The organism is Amycolatopsis sp. NPDC104587 (assembly GCF_055583645.1).
Window position 1 is genome coordinate 431,174 of the sequence record NZ_JBVJNO010000006.1, and the last position, 26,801, is coordinate 457,974.

Here is a 26,801-nt window from a genome sequence, read left to right on the forward strand (position 1 = left end):
TGCCTCTACCATCACTGCTTATGACTGAAGTGGCCGGTCCGGAGTCAGCGCCGATCTCCGAGCTCGACCTGGCGGGTGAATTCCCCCAGGCGACGCGCGGGCAGTGGCAGGAGCTCGTGGCCGGGGTGCTGCGCAAGAGCGGCAGGTTGCCCGAGGACTTCGAGGGCGCCCCGGAGAGCAAGCTCGTCACGAAGACCTACGACGGCATCGAGATCCAGCCGCTGTACACGGCCGAAGACGCGCCGGCGGACAGCGGGTTCCCCGGGCTGTCGCCGTTCGTGCGCGGCGCCCGCGCGGAAGGTCAGATCAGCACGGGCTGGGACGTCCGCGCCCGCTTCGCCGGTGAAGACGCCCGCGCCGTCAACCGGGCGATCCTCGCCGACCTCGAAGGCGGCGTGACGTCGATCTGGCTGACCGTGGCGCCCGGGTCGCTGGCCGACGTGCTGAACGAGGTCTACCTCGACCTGGCGCCGGTCGTGCTGGACGCCGGCGCGTCGTACGAAGCCGCGTCGGAGGCGCTGTTCGATCTGTTCGCCGAACGGGAGATCCCGCCGAGTGAAGCCGTGGCCGTGCTCGGCGCCGACCCGGTCGGGCTCGCGGCGCGGTCCGGTTCGGCCGCCGACCTCGGACCGGCCGTCGCGCTCGCCGCGCGTGTCGCCGGGAAGTACCCGAAGGTGCGCACGATCGTCGCCGACAGCCTCCCGTTCCACGAAGCGGGCGGGTCGGACGCCCAGGAGCTGGGCGCGCTCGTCGCCGCCGGGGTCACCTACCTGCGGGCCCTGACCGAAGCGGGCCTCGACGCGGAAACCGCGGCCGGGCAGCTCGAGTTCCGGCTCGCCGCGACCGCCGACCAGTTCTCCACGATCGCCAAGCTGCGCGCCGCGCGCCGGCTCTGGGCCCGCGTCGCCGAGGTGTGCGGTTTCTCCTCGCCGATGCGCCAGCACGCCGTGACGTCGCCGTCGATGTTCACCCGGCGCGACCCGTGGGTGAACATGCTGCGCACCACCGTCGCCTGCTTCGGCGCCGGTGTCGGCGGGGCGGACGCGGTCACCGTGCTGCCGTTCGACGCGGCGATCGGCCGTCCCGACGCGTTCTCCGCGCGGATCGCGCGCAACACGCACGCGGTGTTGCTGGAGGAGTCCAAGCTGGCGGGGGTGGTCGACCCGGCGGGCGGCTCCTGGTACGTCGAAAAGCTCACCGACGACCTCGCGCACGCCGCCTGGGCCGAGTTCACGGCGATCGAGGCCGCGGGCGGCCTGGTCGCGGAGCTGGCGTCCGGCGCGCTGGCCTGGCGGCTGGCGTCGACGTGGGAGAAGCGCTCGTCGCGGATCGCCACCCGGCGTGACCCGCTCACCGGCGTCAGCGAGTTCCCGAACCTCACCGAAAAGCCGGTGGTCCGCGAGCCGCTGGAGTCCACTGTGGAAGGTGGGCTGGCGCGGCACCGGTACGCCGAAGGCTTCGAAGCGCTGCGGGACGCCTCCGACGCGCACCTCGCGTCGACCGGCGCCCGGCCGAAGGTCTTCCTCGCGACTTTGGGCCCGGTTGCCGCGCACACCGCGCGGGCCGGGTTCGCCGCGAACCTGTTCCAGGCGGGCGGCGTCGAGGCGGTCAACCCGGGCGTGACCGACGACCTGCCGGCCGCGTTCCGCGAGAGCGGCACACGAGTCGCCTGCATCTGCGGCACCGACGACGCCTACGCCGAGCAGGCGGCCGAAGTCGCCGCGTCGCTGGGCGCCGAGTACGTGCTACTGGCGGGCAAGGGCTCCTACGACGGTGTCGACGCCAACGTCTTCGCCGGTTGTGACGCCCTCGACGTCCTCAACGGCCTCCACGCCAAGCTGGGAGTTGTGCGATGACCATCCCGAACTTCGCCGACGTCGGCCTCGGCACCCCGTCGCCGGGCGACCGCGACGCGTGGGCCCGCGCGGTGCACGAAGCCACCGGCAAGGGCCCGGACGCGCTGGCCTGGGAGACGCCTGAGGGCATCGGCGTCAAGCCGGTCTACACGGCCGCCGATCTGTCCGATGTGGACTTCCTGGGCACGTACCCGGGTATCGCGCCGTTCCTGCGCGGTCCGTACCCGACGATGTACGTCAACCAGCCGTGGACCATCCGCCAGTACGCCGGGTTCTCGACGGCCGAGGAGTCCAACGCCTTCTACCGGCGCAACCTCGCCGCCGGACAGAAAGGGCTTTCGGTCGCCTTCGACCTGGCCACCCACCGCGGGTACGACTCCGACCACCCGCGCGTCTCCGGTGACGTCGGCATGGCGGGTGTCGCCATCGACTCCATCTACGACATGCGCCAGCTCTTCGACGGCATCCCGCTGGACAAGATGTCGGTGTCCATGACGATGAACGGCGCGGTGCTGCCGGTGCTGGCGCTGTACGTCGTCGCGGCCGAGGAGCAGGGGGTGAAGCCGGAGCAGCTCGCGGGGACCATCCAGAACGACATCCTCAAGGAGTTCATGGTCCGCAACACCTACATCTACCCGCCGCAGCCGTCGATGCGGGTCATCTCCGACATCTTCTCCTTCACTTCGCAGCACATGCCGAAGTACAACTCGATCTCCATCTCCGGCTACCACATGCAGGAAGCCGGGGCGACCGCCGACCTCGAGCTCGCCTACACGCTGGCCGACGGCGTCGAGTACATCCGCTCGGGTGTCGACGCCGGGCTGAGCGTCGACAAGTTCGCGCCGCGGCTGTCGTTCTTCTGGGCGATCGGCATGAACTTCTTCATGGAGGTCGCGAAGCTGCGCGCGGCGCGTCTCCTGTGGGCGAAGCTGGTGAAGGGCTTCGACCCCAAGTCTTCGAAGTCCCTTTCGCTGCGTACGCACTCCCAGACGTCGGGCTGGTCGCTGACCGCGCAGGACGTCTACAACAACGTCGTGCGCACCTGCGTCGAGGCGATGGCGGCGACCCAGGGGCACACGCAGTCGTTGCACACCAACGCGTTGGACGAGGCGCTGGCGCTCCCGACGGACTTCTCCGCGCGCATCGCGCGCAACACGCAGCTCCTGCTGCAGCAGGAGTCCGGCACCACGCGCGTGATCGACCCGTGGGGCGGGTCTGCTTTTGTCGAGAAGCTGACCTACGACCTCGCGCGCAAGGCGTGGGGGCACATCAGCGAGGTCGAGCAGGCCGGCGGGATGGCCAAGGCGATCGACGCCGGCATCCCCAAGCTGCGCATCGAGGAGGCCGCGGCCCGCACCCAGGCGCGGATCGACTCCGGCCGGCAGCCGGTGATCGGCGTCAACAAGTACCAGGTCACCGGGGACGAGGACATCGAAGTCCTGAAGGTGGACAACGCCGGCGTCCGGACGCAGCAGCTGGAGAAGCTGCGGCGGTTGCGCGACGAGCGTGACTCTTCGGCGACGGAAGACGCGTTGCGGCGGCTCACCGAGGGCGCCGGGAACGGCGGCAACCTGCTGGAGCTGGCGATCGGCGCGGCGCGTGCGAAGGCGACCGTCGGCGAGATCTCCGACGCTTTGGAGAAGCTCTGGGGCCGCCACTCCGGGCAGATCCGGACGATTTCGGGCGTCTACCGCGAAGAGGTGGGGAAGTCGCAGAACGTCGAGAAGGCGCGTCAGCTCGTCGAAGAGTTCGCCGCGGAAGAGGGACGCCGTCCGCGCATCCTCGTCGCGAAGATGGGCCAGGACGGCCACGACCGCGGCCAGAAGGTGATCGCCACCGGCTTCGCCGACATCGGCTTCGACGTCGACGTCGGCCCGCTGTTCTCCACCCCGGCCGAGGTCGCGCGGCAGGCGATCGAGGCGGACGTGCACGTCGTCGGCGTCTCGTCACTGGCCGCCGGGCACCTCTCGCTGGTGCCCGCGCTGCGCCACGAGCTCGCCGAGCTGGGCCGCGAGGACATCATGGTCGTGGTCGGCGGGGTCATCCCGCCGCAGGACTACCCGGCGCTGCGCGAAGCCGGCGCGGCGGCGATCTTCGGGCCCGGCACGGTGCTCGCGGACGCCGCCATCGACCTGCTCGGCCAGCTGACCGCGCAGGAGTCCTGACCGTTGCCGCGCAAGATCGACGTCACCGCCTACGCCAAGGGTGTGCTGGCGGGTGACCGCGGCACGCTGTCGAAGGCGATCACGCTGGTCGAGTCGCAGCGGGAGGACCACCGGGCGCAGGCGCAGGAGCTGTTGGTCGAGCTGCTGCCGTCGTCCGGTGGCGCGCGCCGCATCGGCATCACCGGGGTCCCCGGTGTCGGCAAGTCGACATTCATCGACCAGCTGGGCACCGATCTGACGGCGGCCGGGCACCGCGTCGCCGTGCTGGCGGTCGACCCGTCGTCGACGCGCACCGGCGGGTCGATCCTCGGCGACAAGACCCGGATGGCGCGCCTGGCGGTCGACGAACGGGCGTTCATCCGGCCGTCGCCGACGTCCGGGACGCTCGGCGGCGTCGCGCGGGCGACCCGCGAGACGATCGTGCTGATGGAGGCGGCCGGTTACGACACCGTGCTCGTCGAGACCGTCGGGGTGGGACAGTCCGAAGTGACCGTCGCGAACATGGTCGACTGCTTCCTGTTCCTGACGCTCGCCCGCACCGGCGACCAGCTCCAGGGCATCAAGAAGGGCGTGCTGGAGCTCGCCGACGTCATCGCCGTCAACAAGGCCGACGGCGACCACGAACGGGACGCGCGCCGCGCGGCGCGCGAGCTGTCCGGCGCGCTGCGGATGATCTACGGGCCCGAGGCGTCGTGGACCCCGCCGGTGCTGACCTGCAGCGGCCTGCACAACCTGCGCCTCGACGAGGTCTGGGGCGCGATCGAGCAGCACCGCGAAACGCTCAGCGCGTCCGGCGAGCTCGAGTCCCGTCGTCGGCAGCAGCAGGTCGACTGGACCTGGGCGATGGTCCGCGAACAGCTGCTGAGTCGCCTGGCGGCACATCCGGACGTGCGAACGGTCGTTCCCGACGTCGAGCGGGCGGTGCGAGACGGTGAGCTGACGGCTACCCTCGGTGCTCAGCGGATCCTCGACGCGTTCAATCCACCGCAAGGTGGCTGACGCGGTGGCGTTCCGCGGGCAGAATGCCTGGTCGAGGCGAAGGGACGTCATGGCGAAACTGCGGGTTCTGGTCCTGGTCGGCGTGCTGGGCGCGGTGCTGTTCGCCGCGTCGCCGGCCGTCGCGTCGCCGGTGCGCGTGGCGACCGTGTCGGTGTCGGCGGCGCAGGCCGCGGCGCTCGTACCCGCGCAGACGCAGCCGCCCGGGCCGGTGCTCGACCCGACCCAGACCGACAAGGCGAACAGCGAGAAGACCAAGAACAAGCTGATCGCGGGCCTGGTCGCGGTCGTTCTGCTCGGCATCGTCGTCTGGGGACGGCGGATCCGTTCGAAGAAGGCCAAGAAGTCCTGAGGTTTCGGCGTTGCCGAACTCCTGCACACCGTTCAACGCAGATCCGGTACCGGCCATCTAGGACGGCGGTTTTCGAGGCGCGCGTTGCCGCCTGCATGGTGCACGATCGTCTGCAAATGCGTACGACAGATCAATCGGCACGAAGCGTGACCCCAGCCGCTGCGCGGGTTACCCGTGTTGCAGGAGGAGGTGCGGCGTGACGGTGCTCGACTCACGACCGGACGTTCCAGGTGACCCTCATGCCTCTTTCGAGGGGCCGGAGGCGCTCATTTCCGAAGCCGGCGTCAGCATGGCTCCCGTGGAGGACCTTGGTGCGGGCCGCGGCCCGTTCTGGCTCGACGACTGGCTCCGCGCCAACGCGACCGACGTGCTCGCCTGGCGGCGGCACATCCACGCGCACCCGGAGCTGTCGCGGCACGAGTTCGCGACCACGGAGCTCATCGTCACGCTGCTGCGCACGGTCGGGCTCAAGCCGTGGGTGCTGCCCGGCGGCACCGGCGTCGTCTGCGACATCGGCAGCGGCGAGCGGTGCGTGGCGCTGCGCGCGGACATGGACGCGCTGCCCCTCACCGAGGACACCGGCCTGCCCTACGCGTCGACCGTCGAGGGCGCGGCGCACATGTGCGGCCACGACGCCCACACGGCGATCCTGCTCGGCGCGGCCCGCGCGCTGGCCGGCGCGCCGGAGCTGCCCGGCCGCGTCCGGCTGATCTTCCAGGCGGCCGAGGAGGTCATGCCCGGCGGCGCGCTGGACATGATCGCGGCGGGCGCGCTCGAAGGCGTCGAGCGGATCTACGGCCTGCACTGCGACCCGCGGCTCGAGGTCGGCAAGCTCGGCATGCGCGTCGGCGCGCTGACGTCGGCCGCGGACCTGATCGAGCTGCGCCTCACCTCGCCCGGCGGCCACACGTCCCGCCCGCACCTGACGGCGGACCTGGTCCACGCGCTGGGCACGGTCATCACGTCGCTGCCCGCGGTGCTCTCCCGCCGCGTCGACCCGCGGTCGGGCACGGTGCTGGTGTGGGGAGCGGTCCACGCGGGCCAGGCGGCCAACGCCGTCCCGCAGGACGGCGTCCTGCGCGGCACCCTCCGCACGGCGGACCACGAGGTCTGGACGGCGCTGGAGCCGCTGGTGGCCTCGTCGGTGGAGTCCCTGCTGGCCCCGACGGGCGTCGGCTTCCACCTGGATTACCGCCGCGGAGTCCCCCCGGTGGTGTCCGACGAGGAGTCGACGGCCCTGATGCGCGCCGGCGCCGAGGCCGCCCTGGGCGAGGACGCCCTGGCCGGCACCGAGCAGTCATCCGGCGGCGAGGACTTCGGCTGGTACCTGGAGCACGTCCAGGGTGCCTTCGCCCGCCTGGGCGTCTGGCCCGGCGAGCCGTCCCCCCAGTCCGACATCCACCGCCCCACCTTCATCCTCGACGAGCGTGCCCTCCTCTGCGGAGTCCGCACCCTCGTCCACACCGCCCTAACCACCCTCGCCTAACGAGTTCCGGCTCCAATCACGCGAGTTACGTCTCCAATCACGCGAGTTCGGAGTTTGTGCACACAAGTTGTCCACAGGCTGGGCGAGTTGTCCACAGGTCGTGAATGAGGCCCTTCCCTTGATCGACGGAGGGCCTCATTCTCGTAGGTGTGATCAATTGGGGAGGACGACACGGGGCAGTCTCGCGTCGCGAGGCTGACGGTGTTCTGGGACGACGGGCGGTGCTCGAGGGACTGGCGACGGGTGTGCTCGCGCAGCCGTGGCGTGGTGTGGTCATCCACGCGGCAGATGCGCTGAACCTCGCGACACGGGCGCAGGCCGCGCTGATCGTGGTGGGTCCGCCGGCGGTGCTCTCGGGAGCTACTTCCATTGCCCTGCATGGGAATTCGGCGATCGACGACACCACGGTCCACGTCACGGTGCCCTATGCCCGGCGGGTCGAGTCGAGGTCCGGGCTGGCCATTCACCGAGCCGAATACACACCCCTCGATGTGATCGAACTCGACGGTTTGGCGACGTTCTCGCTGGACCTCGCCCTTGCGGATTTCCTCTGCGAAGGCGACAAGCGAACAGCGTTCGCCGCGCTCGACGAGGCCATGCGCGGACTTGCGCCCGACCACCGTCGGAGGCTTCGAGAGAACGTCCGCGACCGGATTCTGGACCGTCGGAGCAAGCGAGGTATCCACAGGGCGCAGATGCTCTTGGCACTCGCCACCGGAAAGGCCGAATCGCCGCCGGAGAGCATCCTCAGGCTGATCGTGGTCGAGGCCGGCCTGCCGGTGCCGGAGGCTCAGTACGAGATCACCACCATCGACGGCCGCCGGCTGTACGTGCTCGACATGGCTTGGCCTGCGCTGCGAATCGCGCTCGAGTACGACGGGTTCGCGGCTCATGAGGAGCGGCGCGAGCTCGATGCCGAGCGCGACCAGCGGCTGGCCGGTCGAGGATGGGTCACGATTCGTGCGACGGCGGCCGATCTCCGCGACCCGAGCCGGCTGCTTGCCGAACTGCAAGCGCAGTTCGGGCGACGAGCGGCGTAACTCGCGTGATCGAGGCCGTCATCCATGTGATTGGAGACGTAACTCGCGTGATTGGGGACGTAACTCGTTAGCCGGTGATGCCTGAGCAGGGGCGGGTGCGGAGGTCGTCGACGTAGTCGGCGGGAGCACCGGCAGCCTCGGCGGCATCGGCCAGGACGCCCAGGTAACGCGCGGAAGGGAGGCCGCCTTCGTAGGCGTCCAGGACGTACAGCCAGGCCAGCACCGAGCCGTCCATGGTCTGGACGCGCAGGCGGATCTTCGAGTGGATGCCCAGCTCGCCGCCTTCCCAGCGGTCGAGGCCCGTCTCGTCCAGGGACGTGACGTCGTAGAGAACGACGAAGACCCGGGATCCCGGGTCTTCGACGATCGTGGCCAGGGCACCTTCCCAGCCGAGGTCCTCGCCGCCGAAGGTCAGGCGCCACCCCTCCAGCCAGCCGGAGCCGGCCATCGGAGAGTGCGGCGCGCGCTCCAGCATCTGGGCGGGCTCCATGTTCGATCCGTAAGCGGCATACAACGGCACGCCGACAGCGTAGCGACCCCCACCTCACCCGAGTGGACGTACTCGGCGTGTTCGCCCACTTCAGTGTCCGGTCACCTTCGCCGCGTACGGTGAGACCACCGCACGAACAGCCCAAAGGAGGACCCAGGTGACCAGGATCGTGATCATGGGCGGGGGCCCGGCCGGCTACGAAGCCGCGCTGGTCGCAGCCCAGCACGGGGCCGACGTCACGATCGTCGAGCGAGACGGCCTGGGCGGCGCCTGCGTCCTCTACGACTGCGTTCCGTCGAAGACGTTCATCGCGTCCTCCGGCGCCCTCGCGAAGATGCACGACCTGGGCGAGCTCGGCATCAACACCGACCTGGCCGACACGAGCATCGACCTCCCGACCGTCCACGGCCGGGTGAAGGGCCTCGCGCTCGCGCAGTCCGCCGACATCCGCGCCCGTGTCCAGCGCGAAGGCGTGCGCGTCCTCATCGGCGAAGCCCGCTTCTGCGACGAAGAGCCCGGCCTCGCGACGCACAAGGTCGCCGTCGTCAAGCCGGACGGCGAGACCGAGAAGCTCCCGGCCGACGTCGTCCTGATCGCCACCGGCGCCACCCCGCGCGTGCTGCCCGGCGCGGTGCCGGACGGCGAGCGCATCCTCGACTGGCGTCAGCTCTACGAGCTCCAGGAGCTGCCCGAGCACCTCGCCGTGATCGGCTCGGGTGTCACCGGCGCCGAGTTCGCGTCCGCTTACACCGAAATGGGCGTCAAGGTCACCGTCGTCTCCAGCCGCGACCGCGTCCTCCCGCACGAGGACGCCGACGCCGCCGCGGTGCTCGAAGAGGTCTTCTCGCAGCGCGGCACGACCGTCGCTAAGCAGGCGCGCGCCGACCGCGTCGAGCGCACCGAGAAGGGCGTCGAGATCTTCCTCGCCGACGGCCGCGTGATCGAAGCCAGCCACGCGCTGATGACCGTCGGGTCGGTCCCCAACACCCAGGACGTCGGCCTCGACAAGGTCGGCATCGCACCCGGCCCCGGCGGCTTCATCACCGTCGACCGCGTTTCACGCACCTCCGTTCCCGGGATCTACGCCGCCGGCGACTGCACCGGCGTGCTCATGCTGGCCTCGGTGGCGAGCATGCAGGGCCGCATCGCGATGTGGCACGCGCTGGGCGAAGGCGTCGCGCCGATCAAGCTCAAGACCGTCGCCGCCAACGTGTTCACCCACCCGGAGATCGCCACCGTCGGCATCAGCCAGCAGGCGATCGACTCCGGCGAGGTGCCCGCGCGCACCATCATGCTGCCCCTGGCCACCAACGCGCGCGCGAAGATGGAGGGCCTCCGCCGAGGCTTCGTGAAGCTGTTCTGCCGCCCCGCCACCGGCGTGGTCGTCGGTGGGGTCGTCGTGGCGCCGCAGGCGAGCGAGCTCATCCTTCCCATCGCGCTCGCCGTCCAGAACCAGCTCACAGTGGACCACCTGGCACTGACATTTTCGGTGTACCCGTCGCTCTCGGGCTCGATCACCGAGGCCGGGCGCCAGCTCATGCGCCACGACGATCTCGACTGAGAAAATCACGCAACCCCTTCGCACCCGTCGCGTCTTGTCGGTTGTAAGGCTGAAGGACGCGAAGGGTGCGAAGGTGCGCAAGACGGTGGTTTTTGTTGCGGCAGCGGTGATCGGGGCGACGGCGCTGGCGGCGCCGGCAACAGCGCAGCAGACCAGCAGTCCCGCACCGGCCGCCCCCGAGGGGAGCGTGCAGCTCAACGTCAACACCGCGATCAACCAGACGCTCGTGGACAAGTACGTCCGGGATGCGCCGAACGTCGCTTTGGCGAAGTGCCAAGGCGCTTCGCCGGTGTTCTCGTCGCCGGTGCTGACGTTCGCCAACTACTTCCCCGGCCCGTTCATGGGCACGGACGCGAACATCAGCGCCGACGCGACGCTCAAGCCGGGCACCGCGGCCGGGACGTACCCGCTGACCGTGACCTGTGGCAGCAACACCTACCGCACGCAGTTCTCGGTGCCCGCGGCTCAGGTCGCGAAGGTGCCTTCCGGCGCGGCGAAAGCGGGCGACGGCAGTATGGCCGGCTGATTCACCAGCTCGAATAGACCACCTCGTAGCCGCGCGCCGGGGTGGTTTTTTCTTGGGTTCCCCACCGTTGATTTCGCGATGTTTTCGTGACCTTCGGGCGCAACCGATCGCAGGTGGAGACGTCTTTGGCTGTGTAGGTGAGCGGAGCAGGCCGATGCAGGGGGAACTGCGAACGGCGTCCGTTTCCCGTCGTTTCCGAAGCGAATCCACAGGGGAGAAAAGAATGAAGAACACTGCTGTCGTCGCGGGGGTCGCCGCGGCGTTCCTGGTGCTCGCGCCCACCGCCGCGCTCGCGGCGACACCGGACACCGCGCCGTCCACCTCGGCCAAGCCCACCACCCCGCGCCGCCGGACGAAAACGGCCCGCAGACCCGGGTCACGAAGGCGCTGTCGTTCTCACCGTCCGCCGCGAAGCCGGGCACGAAGGTGGCCGTCGACTTCCACTGCCAGACCCGCGGCCCGGACGAGACCGTCAGCGTGCGGTCGGCGGCGTTGAGCTTCGCCAAGCCGGGCAACTGGGGTGACGCGACCGTCAAGGACGTCAAGCCCGGCAAGTACATCGTGGCGCTGCACTGCGGCCCGGAGACGCAGGAGCTGTGGTTCGTGGTGCAGCCGGCCGCGAAGCAGCCTGGCAAGCAGGTTGCGAAGGTGCCCGCGGGCGCCCCGCAGACCGGTGGTACGGACGGACCGGACGACGGTTCCGGCGCACCCCTCGCGGCCGCGGCCGCCATGGGGGTGCTCGCGATCGGAGGCAGCGGCCTCGTGCTGGCCCGACGGGCTCGGCGCCGCTGATCTTCCAGGGCCACTCCGGAGCGGGGGCTCCGGAGTGGCCCGCCCGCGGCGGTACCGTCGGGACCCAACCGAACGGGCCACCCGGACGTGTGAACCGCAGGCGCCAGTCACGGGGGAGACCATGACCACGAGGATCACGAACAGACGGGGCTACCTGATCGCGCTCGTCGTCGCACTGCTGGCCGTCCTGGCGGTCCTGGTGCTGACGCTGGGCGGCGGGTCCGAGCCGTCCACCGCGCAGCCGCCGCCGGCCCAGCCGGTCGCGGTCAGCCCGGAACCGCGGGCCGAGGGGGCCGAGGGGGCCGAGGGGGCCGACGCCGTCGCGTCGATGCCGAAGTCGGAGCCGGTTTCGATCGACATCCCGAAGATCGGCGCGCACTCGTCGCTGGTCCCGCTCGGGCTGAACGCGGACAACACCGTCCAGGTGCCGCCGGTGACCACGCCGCTGCAGGCCGGCTGGTACACCTACGCGCCGACGCCGGGCGAGGTCGGCCCGGCCGTCGTGCTCGGGCACGTCGACGGCAACCACCAGAAGGGCATCTTCTACCGGCTGAAGGAGCTGGCGCCCGGCGACCGGGTCGCGGTCGCCCGCAAGGACGGCACCACGGCGTCGTTCGAGGTGACGAAGGTGCACCAAGTGCCCAAGCAGGACTTCGAGGGCGAAGGCGTCTACGACGACACACCCGGGCCCGAGCTCCGGCTGATCACCTGCGGCGGCGTCTTCGACCGGAGCGCGCACAACTACGTCGACAACATCGTCGTTTACGCCCGCCTGGTCCAGGGCTGATTTCCGGTTCTTGTCGTACCCCGGTGCTTCACTGTGTCAGCCGTCACCCGAGGCGGCGCGGACGAGGGATGGGAGCCGACATGATGTTCCGGGACGAGCGGTGGCCGGACGGCACGCCCAGCTGGGTGGACCTGATGGTGCCGGACCAGGCGAAAGCGGTGGCTTTCTACGGTGGCCTGTTCGGCTGGGACGTGCAGAAGGGCGGCGAGGAGACCGGCTTCTACGGCATGGCGGAGCTGAGCGGACGCCCGGTCGCGGGGATCGGCCAGACACCGCCGGGGCAGGAGATGCCCGCGATGTGGACGACGTACCTGGCCGTGTCCGATGTGGACCGGACGGCCGAAGCGGTCGTGGCGGCCGGCGGGCAGCTCCTCATGCCGGTCATGGACGTGATGAAGGAAGGCCGGATGGCGGTCGCGGCCGACCCGGCGGGCGCGGTCTTCGGCCTCTGGGAGCCCGGCAACCACATCGGCACGCAGGTCACGGCGGCGCCGGGTACCCTGGCGTGGAACGAGTGCATGAGCCGGGACTTCCCGGCCGCGAAGGCGTTCTACGAGACGGTCTTCGGCTACGGCTTCCAGGACCTGTCGAACGACGACTTCACCTACGCGGTGCTGCTGGTCGACGGCCGTCCGGTCGCCGGGCTGGGCGCGCTGCCCGCGTCCGCGCCGGCGGAGGTGCCGTCGAACTGGTCGGCGTACTTCTCGGTGGCGGACGCCGACGCGAGCGCGGCGAAGGTCGTCGAGCTCGGCGGCCAGGCGCTGGACCAGCCGTTCGACTCCCCGTACGGGCGGCAGGTGCGGGTCGTGGACGACCAGGGGGTGCCGTTCCTGGTCATCGCCCCCAACGAGCAGTCCGGCAAGCCGGAGGGCTGGGACGACTGAGCTGGGACGACTGAGTGGCGGGGGGGGGGGGGGGGGGGGGGCCCCCCCCCGCCCCCCCCCCCCAGGCCGGTCAGTCCTCTTCGGAGACCCAGTCGAAGGTCTTGGTGACGGCCTTCTTCCAGTTGCGGTACTCGGATTCGCGGCGGGCGTCGTCCATCGACGGGTCCCACTGCTTGTCCTGGGCCCAGTTGGTGCGGATGTCGTCTTCGGACTTCCAGAACCCGACGGCCAGGCCGGCGGCGTACGCGGCGCCCAGCGCGGTGGTCTCGTTGACCACCGGGCGGATCACCGGCACACCGAGGATGTCGGCCTGGAACTGCATGAGCAGCTCGTTGACGACCATGCCGCCGTCCACCTTGAGCGACTTCAGCGGGACACCGGAGTCGGCGTTCATCGCGTCGATGACCTCGCGCGACTGGAAGGCGGTCGCCTCCAGCACCGCGCGGGCCAGGTGTCCCTTGTTGACGAACCGGGTGAGCCCGACGATCGCGCCACGAGCGTCGGATCGCCAGTAAGGAGCGAACAGACCCGAGAACGCCGGGACGAAGTACGCACCGCCGTTGTCCTCGACGCTGCGCGCGTGCTCCTCGATCTCGGCCGCGGTCGCGATCATGCCGAGGTTGTCGCGCAGCCACTGCACCAGCGAACCGGTGACGGCGATGGAGCCTTCCAGCGCGTAGACCGTGTCGTTCGAGCCGATCTTGTAGCAGACCGTGGTGAGCAGCCCGTTCTGCGACATCACCTTTTCGGTGCCGGTGTTGAGCAGCATGAAGTTGCCGGTGCCGTAGGTGTTCTTGGCCTCGCCGGGTGAGAGGCAGGCCTGGCCGAACGTCGCGGCCTGCTGGTCGCCCAGGATGCCCGCGATCGGCACGCCGGCGAGCGCGCCCTTCTCGCGGACCTTGCCGTACTCCTCGGAGGAGGAGCGGATCTCCGGCAGCATGGACAGCGGGATCGTCATCTCGGCGGCGATCTCGGGGTCCCACTGCAGCGTGTCGAGGTCCATGAGCATGGTGCGCGAGGCGTTGGTCGGGTCGGTGACGTGCACGCCGCCGTCGGCCCCGCCGGTCATGTTCCAGAGCACCCAGGTGTCCATGTTGCCGAAGATCAGGTCACCGGCTTCGGCCTTCTCACGCGCGCCGTCGACGTTGTCGAGGATCCACTTGATCTTCGGCCCGGAGAAGTACGTCGCGAGCGGGAGGCCGACCTTGTCGCGGTAGCGCTCCTGGCCGCCGCCGAGGTTGCCGAGCTCGGTGACGATCCGGTCGGTGCGCGTGTCCTGCCAGACGATCGCGTTGTACACCGGCTTGCCGGTCGTCTTGTCCCAGACCAGCGCGGTCTCGCGCTGGTTGGTGATGCCGACGGCGACGATGTCCTTGGTGTGCAGGTCGGCCTTGGCGATGGCGCCCGCGGCGACCGCGCGGGTGTTCTCCCAGATCTCCTCGGCGTTGTGCTCGACCCAGCCCGCCTTCGGGAAGATCTGCTCGTGCTCCTTCTGGTCGACGGCGACGACCCGGCCCTCGTGGTTGAAGATCATGCACCGGGTCGAGGTGGTGCCCTGGTCGATCGCGGCTACGTACGAAGTCATGCTTGCTCCAGGAGTTCTTCTCGGACGGGCGATCAGGTCAGGTTGTGCACGAGGAGGTAGACGAGCGCGGCGAGAGCGCCACCGACCAGCGGGCCGACGACCGGGATCCAGGAGTAGCCCCAGTTCGCGTTCGCCTTGTTGCGGATCGGCATCAGGAACGCGTACGCGATCCGGGGACCGAGGTCACGCGCCGGGTTGATGGCGTACCCGGTCGGGCCACCGAGGGAGGTGCCGATCACGAGGACCACGAACGAGACGCCCGCGTAGCCCAGCGCGGAGTTGCCGAAGTTCGGGGTGCCGCCGTCGGTCGCGGCGAACGTCGGGCTGAGCAGGATCCACGCCACCAGGACGAAGGTGCCGATGACCTCGGTGACGAGGTTCCACGCGACGTTCGGGATCTGCGGTGCGGTGGAGAAGATGCCGAGGGTGTTCTCGGGCTCGGGGTGGTCGTCGAACTGGAGCTTGTAGGTCGCCCAGCAGAGCAGGGCGCCGATGATGGCGCCGGCCATCTGCCCGATGATGTAGAAGGGCACGTCGGCCCACTTGGTCTTGTCCGCGATGGCGAGCCCGAGGGTCACCGCCGGGTTCAGGTGCGCGCCGCTGGGCGCGGCGATGCTGGCGCCGGTGAAGACGGCGAACGCCCAGCCGAAGTTGATGAAGAGGATTCCGCCGTTGTTGCCGTTGGTCTTGCGCAGCACGTGGTTCGCGACGACACCGTTGCCGAGCAGGATCAGGGCGGCCGTTCCCAGTAGTTCCCAGACGATTATTGCCCCAGCACTCACCGCTGCACCTCCACACTGGACACTCTGCGCAGGGTCGATCACGGCGTGCCACGGCACCGTTGCCGACCCACGTCCGCGCGACGTTACCGGGGCGTAGAAGCGGATTCCAAGCACCGGCCAGCCGAATCTTTTCAAGATCCGGCCGGATGCCACAGCAAGATCGCGGAGGGTTACGCCACACGTGTCATCCGCGAACGGGCGGAGGATCACCGGGTCGTGCGATGCTGGAAGCCTCGCCGGCACCGAGGAGGAATGTCACGTGGCGCAGCACGCAGCGGAGACGAACCCGGCTCGACTGGGCCCGGTCAAGCGCGAAGAGACTTGGCAGCGGCTCGGCGGCGAAACGTTCGACCTCGTGGTGATCGGCGGCGGTGTGGTCGGCGCGGGCACCGCGCTGGACGCCGCGACCCGCGGCCTGCGGGTGGCGCTGGTCGAGGCCCGCGACCTCGCGTCGGGGACGTCGAGCCGGTCGAGCAAGCTCTTCCACGGCGGCCTGCGGTACCTGGAGCAGCTCGAGTTCGGCCTGGTCCGGGAAGCCCTGCGCGAGCGTGAGCTGATGCTGACGACCATCGCGCCGCACCTGGTCAAGCCGGTGAGCTTCCTGTACCCGCTGACGCACCGCGTGTGGGAGCGCCCGTACACCGCGGCCGGCCTGCTGATGTACGACACGATGGGCGGCGCCCGCAGTGTCCCGGGCCAGAAACACCTCACCCGCGCGGGCGCGCTCCGGATGGTGCCGGCGCTCAAGCGGTCGGCGCTGATCGGCGGGATCCGCTACTACGACGCGCAGTCCGACGACGCACGCCACACGATGACGGTGGCACGCACGGCGGCCCACTACGGCGCGGTCGTGCGGACGTCGACGCAGGTGGTCGGGTTCCTGCGCGAGGCCGACCGCGTGTCCGGCGTGCGGGTGCGCGACGTCGAGGACGGCCGGGAAACGGAGATCTCGGCGGCCGCGGTGATCAACTGCACCGGCGTCTGGACCGACGAGCTGCAGCGGCTGTCCGGCGGCCGCGGGCGGTTCCGCGTGCGGGCGAGCAAGGGTGTGCACATCGTCGTGCCGCGCGACCGGATCGTGTCGGAGTCGGGGATGATCCTGCGCACCGAAAAGTCGGTGCTGTTCGTCATTCCGTGGCGGAATCACTGGATCGTGGGCACCACGGACACGGACTGGAACCTCGACCTGGCCCACCCGGCGGCGACGAAGCACGACATCGACTACCTGCTCGAGCACGTCAACAGCGTCCTGGCGACACCGCTGACGCACGACGACATCGAAGGTGTGTACGCGGGCCTTCGCCCGTTGCTGGCGGGGGAGAGCGAAGAGACGTCGAAGCTCTCGCGCGAGCACGCGGTGGCCCGGGTGGCCCCGGGCCTGGTCGCGATCGCGGGCGGCAAGTACACGACCTACCGGGTGATGGCGGCGGACGCCGTCGACGCGGCGGCGGTCGATCTGCCCGGCCGGTCCCAGCCGTCCATCACGGACAAGGTCCCGCTGATCGGCGCGGACGGGTACCACGCGCTGGTCAACCAGGCCGACCACCTGGCCGCCGAGCACGGCCTGCACCCGTACCGGGTCCGGCACCTGCTGGACCGGTACGGGTCGCTGGTCCACGAGGTCCTGGCCTCGGCGGAAGGCCGCCCGGAGCTGCTCAAGCCGATCGAGCACGCGCCGGACTACCTGGGCGTCGAGGTGGTGTACGCGGCTTCGCACGAGGGGGCGCTGCACCTGGAGGACATCCTGGCCCGCCGGACGCGCATCTCGATCGAGTACGCCCACCGCGGCGTGGACTGCGCGGAGCAGGTAGCGGCCCTGGTGGGCGAAGTCCTCGGCTGGTCACCCGAAACGGTGAAGCGGGAGATCGAGGTCTACCGCGCGAGGGTGGAGTCGGAGCGCGAGTCCCAGTCCCAGCCGAGCGACGAAGCGGCGGACGCGCTGCGGTCGGCGGCCCCGGAGGCCCGCTCGGGCCTGGTGGAGCCGGTGAGCTGAGGGAGCGTCAGGAGGTCCGGTGCCAGCGGATCAGGCGTTCGCCCGTCGGCGCCCGGTCCGGCTCCGGGCCCACCAGCGTGAACCCGCAGCGCTCCGCCACGATCGCCGACGCCGCGTTGCTCTCCTCGTACCGGTAGCTCACCTCGGTCAGCCCCAACCCGCCGAAGCCGAACCGCAAGGCCGCGTTCAACGCCGTGGTCGCGATGCCCTTGCCGCGCTCGGCCGGGTGGACCCAGATCGTCGCCTCGGCGTAGTTCGAGGACAGGTCCAGCTCCCGCAAGCCCACCTCGCCCAGCAGGCGCCCGGACGTCGGCTCCGCGATCGCCCAGGAACACCGCTCGTCGCCCGCCCACTGGGCCGCTCGCAGGGTCACGTACTCCGTGGCCTCGTCGAGGGTGCGCAAGCGGTAGTTCAGCACGTACTTGCGGTGCGTCGGGTCCGCGAACGCCTCCATGAGCAGCGGCCGGTCGTCGATGTGCCGGTCGGCGCGCAGCTGGCGCAGGTAGTAGGTGCCCGCGTTGATCTCCACCGGTTCCACTCCGCCCAGCCTAGCCAGGCCGGGAGCACGTCGCTCCCGGCCCGGCGATCACGGCCGGATCAGGCCCGGACCGCGGCGTCAGCGCAGCGAGTAGCGCCACACGACCGGACGGCCGCCGTACGTCGACGGACTCTGGTCGGAGACCACGCCCGCGATCGTCCCGTCGTCACCCACCGTCTTCGCATAACCGGCGCCGAACCCGGCGAGCGGCAGCGGCCCCATCGCACGTCCGGCCAGCCACACCGAGAGGGGACCCAGCGGCCCGGTCGGATCGGGCCTGGTGCCGAAACCGACGATCAGGCCGAGCCGGTTGAGCCCGAACGTCGTGCTGGACGCCGGCAGGACTTCCGGCTGCCCGGGGGAGCGCCACCGGACGCCTTCGAGGCTGAGGTAGTCGGGTGCCCCGTAGTTCCCGGTGACCTGCCCGTTGCGGATGCCGGCGGCGTGGAGGTACGCCGCCCCCGGCGGGGCCGTGAGCTGCTCGAACACACCGTCCCGCCAGACGAACGAGTTCGGGAACGAGTTCACCAGGACCGCGCGGTCGTCGTCGATGTCGGTGGCGGACAGGTACGGCTGCCCGGTGATCACGACGGGGTGGTCGCGGTCGTCGGCGTGCCAGAGGACGACCGCCCCCGCGCCGCCGCCGTTCGGCTGCGCGTTGGCGACGACGTCGCCGCGTTCGTTCAGCGCCACCGCGGTCAGGCTCGCCCAGTCGCCCGGCGCCAGCAGCATCCGGTACTCGCCGTGGTCGAGCAGGAAGGGCTGCAGCCGGGTGCCGAACCTGTCGATGGTCTGGCCGAGGACGGTCCCGGACGAGTTCTCGTCCATGACTTCGGCGGACGGGGAGTCCCCGGGCGCCGGGTGGACGGTGGGCTGCCCCTTCGACCACGTCACGACGTGGGAAGTGCCGTCCAGCCAGAGGTTCCCGGCGTACCCGCCGTGGCTGTCGGTGCCGCGGACCCACCCGGACGCGTCCGAGTAGCCGGCCGGCAAGGCCAGCAGGTCGGCTTCCCAATGGCCGATGGCAGCCTGCGCGGGCTGCGCGAGCGTTGTGGCGAGCAGCGCCGCCGCGGCGATGGCGAGTGCCTTGGTGCTGAAGGTCATCCGTTCCTCCCCTGTTCGCCGTCAGCACGCGCGAACCCCGGGAACGGTTTAGGAACGGGGGCCGGGAGCACCTCGCTCCCGGCCCGCTCGGTCAAGGCCGCTTCACGGCGTCAAGCGCCAGATCACCGGCACCCCGCTGCTGGGGGCCGCGTCCTTCGACGCGTAGCCGGCCAGCGTGCCGTCGTCGGCCGCGACCTCGGCCCGGAACGTCGCGTAGCCGCTGGGGCCCTGGACCACGCCCGGGACCGTGCCGCGCCACACCATCGCGTTGCCGTAGATCTGCGGCCCCGACGGCGTCGGCGCCAGGCCCACGGTCAGGCCGGACTTGTTGATGTCCTGCGCGATCCCGCCGCCCTCCAGGCCGGTCGTCCCGTTCGGTGTGGACCACCGGGCCGCCTGGTTGCCGCCCCACAGGCGCCATCCGACGACGACCCCGTTGCGGATCGCGGTCCCCTCGGCCTGTCCGGCCGGGCTCGGCGTGAGCTTCCGCAGGACGCCGTCCTTCCACAGCGCCGAGCCGGTGCCGGTGCTCAGCAGGATCGTGCCGTCGTCGTCCAGGTCGCGCGGGGACGAGATGTCGCCCGTCTCCGGGATGACCACCGGCGCGCTGCCGTCGGCCCGCCACAGGACGACGGCGCGGGGCACCCCGGGTGCGTAGGCCTCGCCCAGCACGTCGCCGCGCGTGTTGATCGCGACGCCGGTCACCTCCTGGTACCCCGCCGGGTTGTCCTTGATGTGGTAGCCCGACGCGTCCAGGGTGTAGGTGCGGCTGGTCATGCTTTCGTAGTCGTGGATCGTGCCGGCGACCACGCCGGACGAGTTTTCGTCGTTGGCGTCGACCCGCTCGTACCCGCGCGGCACGCCGCGCAGGACCGGCTGTCCGTTGCGCCAGCTCACGACCTGGGTGACGTCGTTGACCCGGAACGTGCCGGTGTACTCGCCCTTGCCGTCCGACCCGGTGAGGTTGCCCGCACTCGCGCCGGGCGGCAGCGGCAGCACCGTCGGCCGCCACGAGATGCGGATCGCCGCGTCCGCGGAAACCGGCACTCCCAACGCGGTGACGGCGATCGCCGCGGTGGCGAGCACCCCCGCCCGCAGCCACTTCTTGCTCATCATTTCCCCTTTCCCCCGACCTGCGTGATCACCACGTCCGGACCGGCGGACGGGTTGCCCGGCGAAAGGAGCAATCTCAGAGGGCGGGGACCTGCGCGCTCACGGCCGTGCCGCCGCCCGGCTCGCTCTCGACCGACAGCGTGCCCGCCACCCGCCGGACGCGCTGCCGCATCGCCTCCAGGCCGAACCCGGTGCCGTCGCCGCGGTCGCCCGGCCGGAAGCCGGCCCCGTCGTCGACGACGTCGAGCAGCACCAGATCGTCCGCATAGGACAGTGTCACGCCGATCCGGGACGCCTTCGCGTGCTTCTCCGCGTTCGCCAGCGCCTCCTGCGCGACGCGGTAGAGCGTCTCCTCCAGCTCCGGCAGGAGCGGCCGGGTGTCCCCGGTCGTCTCGACGCGCACCGCGACCCCGGACGTCTCCGACACCCGCCGGGCCAGCCGGGAAAGCGCTTCCGGCAGCTGGGCCGCGTCCAGGGGCTCCGGCCGCAGCGCCTGCACGGCGCGACGCGCTTCGCCGAGACTCTCCCGGGCCAGCGTGCGAGCCTGTTCCACGCGCCGATCGCGGTCCGGGCCGTCGGCGGCCTGCAGCTGGGTGACGATCCCGGTCAGGCCCTGGGCGAGCGTGTCGTGGATTTCTCGGGCCATCCGCTGCCGTTCGTCGAGCACGCCCGCTTCGCGCGCCTGGGTCACCAGCCGGGCGTGCAGGTCCGCGTTCTCCTCGAGCGCGGCTTCCAGCCGGACGTTCGCCTTCCGCCGCTGCTCGCTCTCCGCGCCGACGAACCACGCGGCGTACAGCAGCGGCCCGGCCATCGACGCGACCAGTACCCAGGTCGGGCTCCGCGAGTCCGAGTTGGCGGCCAGCAGCGGCAGCGTCGCCGTCGCGGCCACCGCGAAGAACCCCCACCGCGCGGGGAAGAGCACGAAGGCGAGCGGGTAGCCGAAGGACGCGAAGCCCATGAAGGTGTCGTCGCGGGCCACCAGCACGGTCGCGACCGCGAGCACCCCGGCGTAGTAGCCGGCGACGAGCCACGGGTGTGCCCGCCGGTGCGGGAAGAGCGGGACCAGCAGCGGCACCCACACCGCCGCGACCACGACGGCGACCAGCGTGACACCCCGGACGCCGGGACCCCAGATCACGCACGCCGCGAGCCCGGCCAGGCCGACGACCGTGAAGATCGGTCCGGCCAGCCGTTCGCTTCGGGCGTCCAGCGCGCCCGGGACCACGCCCATCACGCGGCGATTCTCGCAGGTTCAGCGCCGCCGGCGGGCCCCCGCGATCATCGCGACCACCAGGGGCAGCGCGACGGAGATGATCAGCAGCCGGCCGCGGGACAGGATGAGCACCACGACGGCGAGGACGATCGCGATCGGCACCGCGCTCGCCGTCAGCCAGCGCGACAGCGTGGTCTCGCCGGTCATCACCGGCACCTGCGGCGCGGCGGCGCCGTTGAGCAGGGCGCTCGGCCGCGGCGAAGGCAGGTCGTCGAACAGCGGGACGAGCTCGCTGACGCGCTTGGCCGCGGTGACCTTCGCCGAGCGTGAGCCGTACTCGTCGATGTCGAGCCGCCCGGTGCGGACGTGCTCCTCGAGCACGTCCAGCGCGTCCTGGCGTTCGGCGTCGCTCAGCAGCATGTCGCCCACGGGAGGATCAGCGGCCCATCTCGCGGCGGTAGGAGTCGCGCAGCGCGCGGCGGCGCTCCCGGTCGCGCAGGTGCCGGTCGTGGCGGTCGTGCCGCCCGGCATGGCCCCACATCGAGCGGCCGAAGATGCTCAGCCCGATCGGGACGAAGATCAGCGTCCCGGACACGAGGCCGGTGGCGATCAGCGCGATCGTCGCGATCCAGACCAGCGGGAGGAACGCGGCGACGAACCGCTGCCCGCCGCTCCAGCCCTCCGGCGTGCCCGGGTGCCGCGGCGCCGGTGCGGCTTCCGGCTCGGGAGCCGCGACGGCCTGCGGGACGTCGTCGTACTTCGGGTGCGGTGCCGGCAGGTCACCGAAGATCTCGCCCAGCTCGCCACGCGTCTTCGCCGCGGTGATCCGGGCCGAGCGCTCGCCGTACTCGTCGATGTCGATCCGCCCCGCGCTCATGTGCTCACCGAGCGCGGTCAATGCGGACTCGCGGTTCTGGTCGCTGATCCGCAGCTGCGGAGACGGGACTTCGGTCACGTAGTCGATGGTAGGCCGCCTCGGGGGCGGCCCACCACGACATCCGTAACGAACTGCGCTACTTGATCTCCAGGAGCTGGGTGCCCTGCGTCACGGCGGCGCCCACCTCGACCGAAAGTCCGGTCACGGTGCCCGCTTTGTGTGCGGTGACCGGGTTCTCCATCTTCATCGCCTCGAGGACGACGATCAGCTCACCGGCTTCGACCGACTGGCCCTCTTCGACGGCGACCTTCACGATGGTGCCCTGCATCGGCGCGGTGACGGCGTCGCCGCTGACGGCGGCCTTGCCCCCGCCGGCGCGCTTGCGCGGCTTCGCCTTGACGGCGGTGCCGCCGCCCCCGCCGCCGCCTTCGAGCGCGAACCCGCCCGGCAGCGACACCTCGAGCCGTCGCCCGCCGACCTCGACGACGACGTTGTGCCGCGGCTCCTCTTCGGTGGCCTCGACGTCCGGCGCCACGAACGGCTCGATCTGGTTGTCGAACTCCGTCTCGATCCAGCGCGTGTGCACGCTGAAGCCGTTCTCGTCGCCGATGAAGGCCGGGTCGTTCACGATCACGCGGTCGAACGGCAGCACCGTCGCCATGCCCTCGACGACCATCTCGGCGAGCGCGCGGCGGCTGCGTTCAAGAGCGTTGTTCCGGTCGGTCCCGGTGACGATCAGCTTCGCCAGCATCGAGTCGAACTGCCCGCCGATGACGCTGCCGGACTCGACGCCGGAGTCGACCCGCACCCCCGGCCCGCTCGGCGCGGCGAACTTCGTCACCGTGCCCGGCGCGGGCAGGAAGCCGCGGCCGGCGTCCTCGCCGTTGATGCGGAACTCGATCGAGTGGCCGCGCGGTTCGGGGTCCTCGGTGATCCGCAGCTTCTCGCCGCGCGCGATGCGGAACATCTCGCGGACGAGGTCGAGGCCGGTCGTCTCCTCCGACACCGGGTGCTCGACCTGCAGGCGCGTGTTGACCTCGAGGAACGAGATCGTGCCGTCGGTCGCGACGAGGTACTCGACGGTGCCGGCGCCGTAGTACCCGGCTTCCTTGCAGATCGCCTTGGCGGACTCGTGGATGCGCTTGCGCTGCTCGTCGGACAGGAACGGCGCGGGCGCCTCCTCGACGAGCTTCTGGTGCCGGCGCTGCAGCGAGCAGTCGCGGGTGCCGACGACGATCGCGTTGCCGTGCTGGTCGGCCAGCACCTGGGCCTCGACGTGGCGCGGCTTGTCCAGGTAGCGCTCGACGAAGCACTCGCCGCGGCCGAACGCGGCCACCGCCTCGCGCGTCGCGGACTCGAACAGCTCCGGGATCTCTTCGCGGGTGCGCGCGACCTTGAGGCCACGGCCACCGCCGCCGAACGCGGCCTTGATGGCCACCGGCAGGCCGTGCTCGTCGGCGAACGCGACGATCTCGCTCGCGTCCTTCGCCGGCTCCTTGGTGCCCGGCACCAGCGGCGCGCCCGCGCGGGTCGCGATGTGCCGCGCGGTGACCTTGTCGCCGAGGTCGCGGATGGCCTGCGGGCTCGGCCCGATCCAGGTCAGCCCGGCGTCGAGGACGGCCTGGGCGAAGTCCGCGTTCTCGGAGAGGAAGCCGTAACCCGGGTGCACAGAGTCGGCGCCCGAGTGCTTCGCCGCGTCGAGGAGCTTGTCGATGTTGAGGTAGCTCTCCGCGGCCGTGGTGCCGCCGAGCGCGAAGGCCTCGTCGGCCAAGCGCACGTGCGGTGCGTCGCGATCCGGGTCGGCGTACACCGCGACGCTGGTGAGACCAGCGTCTTTAGCGGCTCTGATCACGCGTACCGCGATCTCGCCCCGGTTGGCGACCAGGATCTTGGTCACCGGGCCACCCGTGGATTCGCCGACCTGCTCGGCCACCCCGCACCTCCTGTGTCCGACAGCTGCATTGCTGACCGCCTGCGCGGCACCTGGGAAGTCTACGGATACGACGTCGCGCGTCTCTGGAGTGAGAGCTGAACCACGCTCAGACGTGGTGACGCAGCTCCACCGGCAGCGGCGAGTCGAGCACGATCACGTCGTACGGGTTCGCGGCGTGCACCTTCGGCAGGTGCTCGGTGTTGACCAGCACCCACGGCTGGTGCTCGCCGCAGCAGTCGATCAGCCGGTCGAGGGCGGTGAAGGCGACCAGCGCGGTGCGGCCGTCCGGTGTGCGGCGCAGCTCGATCGACGCGCCTTCGGCTTCGACGTTCACCGGGCCGGTCGGCAGGTACAGGGCGGGGGGAAGGTTGGGGTTCGTCACCCGGCCAACATAGACGGACACGCAGAGCGAGATCTGGCCCCGTCAGGTCACCCGTTCAGGGGGTCCGCCGGGGTGGGCTCGCACCCCCGGGGGATTTCGGCCACACGGCGCCGGGGCGCTGCCCACACACGGTCGCGAAGCGGCTTACGCTCTGTCTTATGCGGACTTCGGCAGCGCGGACGCCCCGGTCGGCGCTGCTCACCGCGGTGCTGGCCGCGGTGGTGACCCTCGGCGCGATCGGCTCGGTGTTCCTGCTGCGGCCGCGCCCGGAGGTGCCCGCCGGCGCGGCCGAGCCCGCGGCCGGCCCGGTGGCGCCCGTGGTGACCTGCGGCGGCGGGCCGTGCCGCCAGCTCGCGGCGATGACGGTCGGCGGCACGCCGGTCGTGCTGCTCACCGACGCCTCGGGCGGGTCCGGACGGCTGCGCATCGGGCCGGAGCCGGGCACGGTGTTCGAGCTGTCGATCGCCCAGCTGGGGGTGCGGCTGGACCAGAACTCGCTGCGCTGCATCGACGGCGCCGCGCCGACGTGCCTGGTCCGCGGCGACGTCGGCGACGAGGGCACGGCGGCGTACGGCGAGCTGCTGGTCGCCGGCGGGGGGGTGTGGCGCGACTCGGGGAAGCCGTTCTACGCCGACGCCGGGACGCTCGCGCTCTACGACGTCACGGCCGACGGCCGCCCGGACGTGATCGTGGTCCGCCACGACTGCGCCGACGCGGCGGACGGCACCCCGCAGTGCGCGGCGGCGCCGGTCCTGGGCGAGGTCTACGACCTGACGGGCAAGTCGGTCGGCTGCACGCGGCGGGTGACCTCGCCGTCGGACCTGCGCGGCTGGCCGGACATCCGCCTGACCCGCGCCGACCTGCGCGCCTGCCCGTCCTCCTGACGAGCGCCCCAATGTGGCCTTGGTTGCGTCTGACGCACCCAAGGCGGCCTTGGGTGCGTCTGACGCACCGAAGGCCACATTGGGGCGCTTGCGGTCAGGCGGGGGCGGGCTCGGTGTGGCGGGCCGCGGAACCGTCGTCGGAGGCCTGCGGGCGGTCCGTCGGGGTGTTGAGGACCTCTTCGTCGAGCAGGCCCTCGGCGCGGGCCACGACCACCGGGACCACGATCTGGCCGGCCACGTTCGTCGCCGTGCGCATCATGTCCATGATCGGGTTGACCGAGTAGATCAGCGCCAGGCCGAGCGCGACCTGCTTGGCGTCGAGGCCGATGAACGACGTCGTCAGCGTGAACGCCGTCAGCCAGCCGGTGGTCCCGGCCGTCGCGAGCGCGCCGACCACGGCGACCACCACGATGCCCGCGTACTGCCAGAAGTTCAGCGACACCCCGGCCAGGTTCGCGACGAAGATCGCCGCGATCGCCGGGAAGACCGCCGCGCAGCCGTCCATCTTCGTGGCGCTGCCGAGCGGGGTCGCGAAGGCCGCGTACGCCGGCTGGACGCCGAGGTTCACCGCGGACTGGCGGGTCAGCGGCAGCGTCGCGGCCGAAGACTGCGAGGCGAACGCGAACTGGATCGCCGTGCCGGCCTTCGAGAAGAACTTCAGCGGGCTGACCTTCGCCACGAACTGCAGCAGGATCGGGTAGACGACGAACAGCACGAGCAGGCAGCCGACGTACACCGCGAGCGTCGTCGAGAACAGCGGCCGGAACAGCGCGTCGCCGTAGTTGGACACGGCCGCGCCGATCAGGCCGATGATGCCGATCGGGGCCAGCCGGACGATCCAGCCGAGGTAGCGCTGGATGATCTCGAAGACGCTCGTCGTGAAGTCGACGAACGGCTTGGCCTTGTCACCCAGGCTGTAGGCGGCGGCGCCGATCACGAGCGCGAGGAACAGCACCTGCAGCGTCTCGCCGTCGGCGAAGGCCTTGATGAAGTTCTCCGGCAGCAACCCGTTGATGAAAGCGCTCCACGAGCCCCAGCTGTCGACGCTTTTCGCGGCCTTCTCGGCGTTCTTCGCGGTGGCTTCGACCCCGCCGAGGCCGCCGGAGCCGGGGTTGAAGATCCGGCCGACGGCGATTCCGATCAGCGAGGCGATGAACGACGTGATCGCGAACCACAGCACTGTCTTGCCGCCCAGGCGCGCGGCCGTGCGGCCGCCCCCGAGCTTGCGCAGGCTGTTGATGCCGACCACGATCGCCGTGAAGACCAGCGGGATCACCGCGATCTGCAGCAGCGTCGTGAAGATGGTGCCGATCTGGTCGAGGAGATCGGTCAGCCAGCCGGCCTCGGTCTGCCGTGCGACGACACCCAGCAGGGCGCCGACGACGAGCGCGCCGAGAACCGCGGCCGCGAACACCCGCGGCTTGGTGTATGTCCGTACAAAAGACACGGGGCGACTCCGGTG

At 71.0% G+C, this 26,801-nt stretch carries 25 protein-coding genes; 13 read left to right on the top strand and 12 right to left on the bottom strand.

All coding sequences use genetic code 11. The features are described from left to right. Window positions 1–20 precede the first annotated feature (20 nt). From ACZ61C_RS20930 to ACZ61C_RS20955, 6 genes are all read left to right on the top strand, one after another. Entirely contained in the window at window positions 21–1,856 is a 1,836-nt protein-coding gene (locus ACZ61C_RS20930; RefSeq protein ID WP_465309061.1) for a methylmalonyl-CoA mutase family protein, read from the top strand. Continuing rightward, on the top strand, window positions 1,853–4,021 hold the full coding sequence (gene scpA, locus ACZ61C_RS20935; protein ID WP_465309063.1) for a methylmalonyl-CoA mutase: 2,169 nt from the start codon (window positions 1,853–1,855) through the stop codon (window positions 4,019–4,021). The genes ACZ61C_RS20930 and scpA overlap by 4 nt, the downstream gene beginning before the upstream one ends. A gap of 3 nt (window positions 4,022–4,024) precedes the next feature. After that, window positions 4,025–5,020 carry a methylmalonyl Co-A mutase-associated GTPase MeaB gene (gene meaB / locus ACZ61C_RS20940; RefSeq protein ID WP_465309065.1) on the top strand — a complete coding sequence of 332 codons (996 nt, stop codon included), beginning with the start codon at window positions 4,025–4,027 and terminating at the stop codon, window positions 5,018–5,020. A gap of 49 nt (window positions 5,021–5,069) precedes the next feature. Further along, window positions 5,070–5,369 (top strand): hypothetical protein, encoded by a 300-nt coding sequence (locus ACZ61C_RS20945; RefSeq protein ID WP_465309067.1) that lies wholly within the window; start codon window positions 5,070–5,072, stop codon window positions 5,367–5,369. A 196-nt stretch (window positions 5,370–5,565) separates the two neighbouring features. Then, window positions 5,566–6,855 (top strand): amidohydrolase, encoded by a 1,290-nt coding sequence (locus ACZ61C_RS20950; protein WP_465309069.1) that lies wholly within the window; start codon window positions 5,566–5,568, stop codon window positions 6,853–6,855. A gap of 206 nt (window positions 6,856–7,061) precedes the next feature. After that, entirely contained in the window at window positions 7,062–7,895 is an 834-nt protein-coding gene (locus ACZ61C_RS20955) for an endonuclease domain-containing protein (RefSeq protein WP_465309443.1), read from the top strand. A gap of 67 nt (window positions 7,896–7,962) precedes the next feature. Here the strand turns inward: ACZ61C_RS20955 and ACZ61C_RS20960 are convergent, their stop codons facing one another. Beyond that, entirely contained in the window at window positions 7,963–8,415 is a 453-nt protein-coding gene (locus tag ACZ61C_RS20960; protein WP_465309071.1) for a gamma-glutamylcyclotransferase family protein, read from the bottom strand. Window positions 8,416–8,542: 127 nt separating this feature from the next. On the opposite strand from ACZ61C_RS20960, the gene ACZ61C_RS20965 reads away from it, so the two are divergent. The 5 genes from ACZ61C_RS20965 (at window position 8,543) to ACZ61C_RS20985 (ending at window position 12,935) form a co-directional block, all read left to right on the top strand. After that, entirely contained in the window at window positions 8,543–9,946 is a 1,404-nt protein-coding gene (locus ACZ61C_RS20965) for an NAD(P)H-quinone dehydrogenase (RefSeq protein ID WP_465309073.1), read from the top strand. A gap of 73 nt (window positions 9,947–10,019) precedes the next feature. After that, complete coding sequence (locus ACZ61C_RS20970; RefSeq protein ID WP_465309075.1) at window positions 10,020–10,472, top strand: hypothetical protein; 453 nt, start codon at window positions 10,020–10,022, stop codon at window positions 10,470–10,472. A gap of 426 nt (window positions 10,473–10,898) precedes the next feature. Continuing rightward, the gene (locus ACZ61C_RS20975; protein WP_465309077.1) at window positions 10,899–11,264 is read left to right on the top strand and encodes a hypothetical protein; all 366 of its coding nucleotides are present in this window, start codon (window positions 10,899–10,901) and stop codon (window positions 11,262–11,264) included. A 121-nt stretch (window positions 11,265–11,385) separates the two neighbouring features. Continuing rightward, window positions 11,386–12,051 carry a class F sortase gene (locus ACZ61C_RS20980; RefSeq protein WP_465309079.1) on the top strand — a complete coding sequence of 222 codons (666 nt, stop codon included), beginning with the start codon at window positions 11,386–11,388 and terminating at the stop codon, window positions 12,049–12,051. An 80-nt stretch (window positions 12,052–12,131) separates the two neighbouring features. Next, a complete protein-coding gene (locus ACZ61C_RS20985; RefSeq protein ID WP_465309081.1) occupies window positions 12,132–12,935 on the top strand; it encodes a VOC family protein in 804 nt (267 codons plus the stop codon). A gap of 70 nt (window positions 12,936–13,005) precedes the next feature. On the opposite strand, the gene glpK is transcribed toward ACZ61C_RS20985, so the two are convergent. Both glpK and ACZ61C_RS20995 read right to left on the bottom strand, forming a co-directional pair. Next, window positions 13,006–14,520: a glycerol kinase GlpK gene (glpK, locus tag ACZ61C_RS20990; protein WP_465309083.1), complete on the bottom strand. Its 1,515-nt coding sequence runs from the start codon at window positions 14,518–14,520 to the stop codon at window positions 13,006–13,008. A 32-nt stretch (window positions 14,521–14,552) separates the two neighbouring features. Beyond that, complete coding sequence (locus tag ACZ61C_RS20995; RefSeq protein ID WP_465309085.1) at window positions 14,553–15,302, bottom strand: MIP/aquaporin family protein; 750 nt, start codon at window positions 15,300–15,302, stop codon at window positions 14,553–14,555. 259 nt (window positions 15,303–15,561) lie between these two features. Here ACZ61C_RS20995 and ACZ61C_RS21000 point away from each other — a divergent pair, with 259 nt between their 5' ends. After that, the gene (locus ACZ61C_RS21000; protein ID WP_465309087.1) at window positions 15,562–17,295 is read left to right on the top strand and encodes a glycerol-3-phosphate dehydrogenase/oxidase; all 1,734 of its coding nucleotides are present in this window, start codon (window positions 15,562–15,564) and stop codon (window positions 17,293–17,295) included. 7 nt (window positions 17,296–17,302) lie between these two features. On the opposite strand, the gene ACZ61C_RS21005 is transcribed toward ACZ61C_RS21000, so the two are convergent. The 8 genes from ACZ61C_RS21005 to ACZ61C_RS21040 all read right to left on the bottom strand — a co-directional run bounded on the left by ACZ61C_RS21005 (window position 17,303) and on the right by ACZ61C_RS21040 (window position 24,455). Beyond that, a complete protein-coding gene (locus tag ACZ61C_RS21005; protein WP_465309089.1) occupies window positions 17,303–17,833 on the bottom strand; it encodes a GNAT family N-acetyltransferase in 531 nt (176 codons plus the stop codon). A 78-nt stretch (window positions 17,834–17,911) separates the two neighbouring features. Beyond that, window positions 17,912–18,937: a hypothetical protein gene (locus ACZ61C_RS21010; RefSeq protein ID WP_465309091.1), complete on the bottom strand. Its 1,026-nt coding sequence runs from the start codon at window positions 18,935–18,937 to the stop codon at window positions 17,912–17,914. A 102-nt stretch (window positions 18,938–19,039) separates the two neighbouring features. Next, window positions 19,040–20,050: a hypothetical protein gene (locus ACZ61C_RS21015; RefSeq protein WP_465309093.1), complete on the bottom strand. Its 1,011-nt coding sequence runs from the start codon at window positions 20,048–20,050 to the stop codon at window positions 19,040–19,042. Between the two features lie 76 nt (window positions 20,051–20,126). Beyond that, entirely contained in the window at window positions 20,127–21,281 is a 1,155-nt protein-coding gene (locus ACZ61C_RS21020; RefSeq protein WP_465309445.1) for a sensor histidine kinase, read from the bottom strand. Window positions 21,282–21,302: 21 nt separating this feature from the next. Further along, window positions 21,303–21,692: a DUF1707 SHOCT-like domain-containing protein gene (locus tag ACZ61C_RS21025; RefSeq protein ID WP_465309095.1), complete on the bottom strand. Its 390-nt coding sequence runs from the start codon at window positions 21,690–21,692 to the stop codon at window positions 21,303–21,305. A gap of 7 nt (window positions 21,693–21,699) precedes the next feature. Further along, on the bottom strand, window positions 21,700–22,218 hold the full coding sequence (locus ACZ61C_RS21030; protein ID WP_465309097.1) for a DUF1707 SHOCT-like domain-containing protein: 519 nt from the start codon (window positions 22,216–22,218) through the stop codon (window positions 21,700–21,702). Window positions 22,219–22,276: 58 nt separating this feature from the next. After that, window positions 22,277–24,073 (bottom strand): acetyl/propionyl/methylcrotonyl-CoA carboxylase subunit alpha, encoded by a 1,797-nt coding sequence (locus ACZ61C_RS21035; RefSeq protein ID WP_465309099.1) that lies wholly within the window; start codon window positions 24,071–24,073, stop codon window positions 22,277–22,279. A gap of 106 nt (window positions 24,074–24,179) precedes the next feature. After that, complete coding sequence (locus tag ACZ61C_RS21040) at window positions 24,180–24,455, bottom strand: SAV_915 family protein (protein WP_465309101.1); 276 nt, start codon at window positions 24,453–24,455, stop codon at window positions 24,180–24,182. 158 nt (window positions 24,456–24,613) lie between these two features. On the opposite strand from ACZ61C_RS21040, the gene ACZ61C_RS21045 reads away from it, so the two are divergent. Further along, window positions 24,614–25,339, top strand: a complete 726-nt coding sequence (locus ACZ61C_RS21045; RefSeq protein WP_465309103.1) for a hypothetical protein — start codon at window positions 24,614–24,616, stop codon at window positions 25,337–25,339. Window positions 25,340–25,433: 94 nt separating this feature from the next. Here ACZ61C_RS21045 and ACZ61C_RS21050 read toward each other — a convergent pair whose 3' ends face one another. Beyond that, the gene (locus tag ACZ61C_RS21050; protein ID WP_465309105.1) at window positions 25,434–26,786 is read right to left on the bottom strand and encodes a dicarboxylate/amino acid:cation symporter; all 1,353 of its coding nucleotides are present in this window, start codon (window positions 26,784–26,786) and stop codon (window positions 25,434–25,436) included. Window positions 26,787–26,801: the final 15 nt, after the last annotated feature.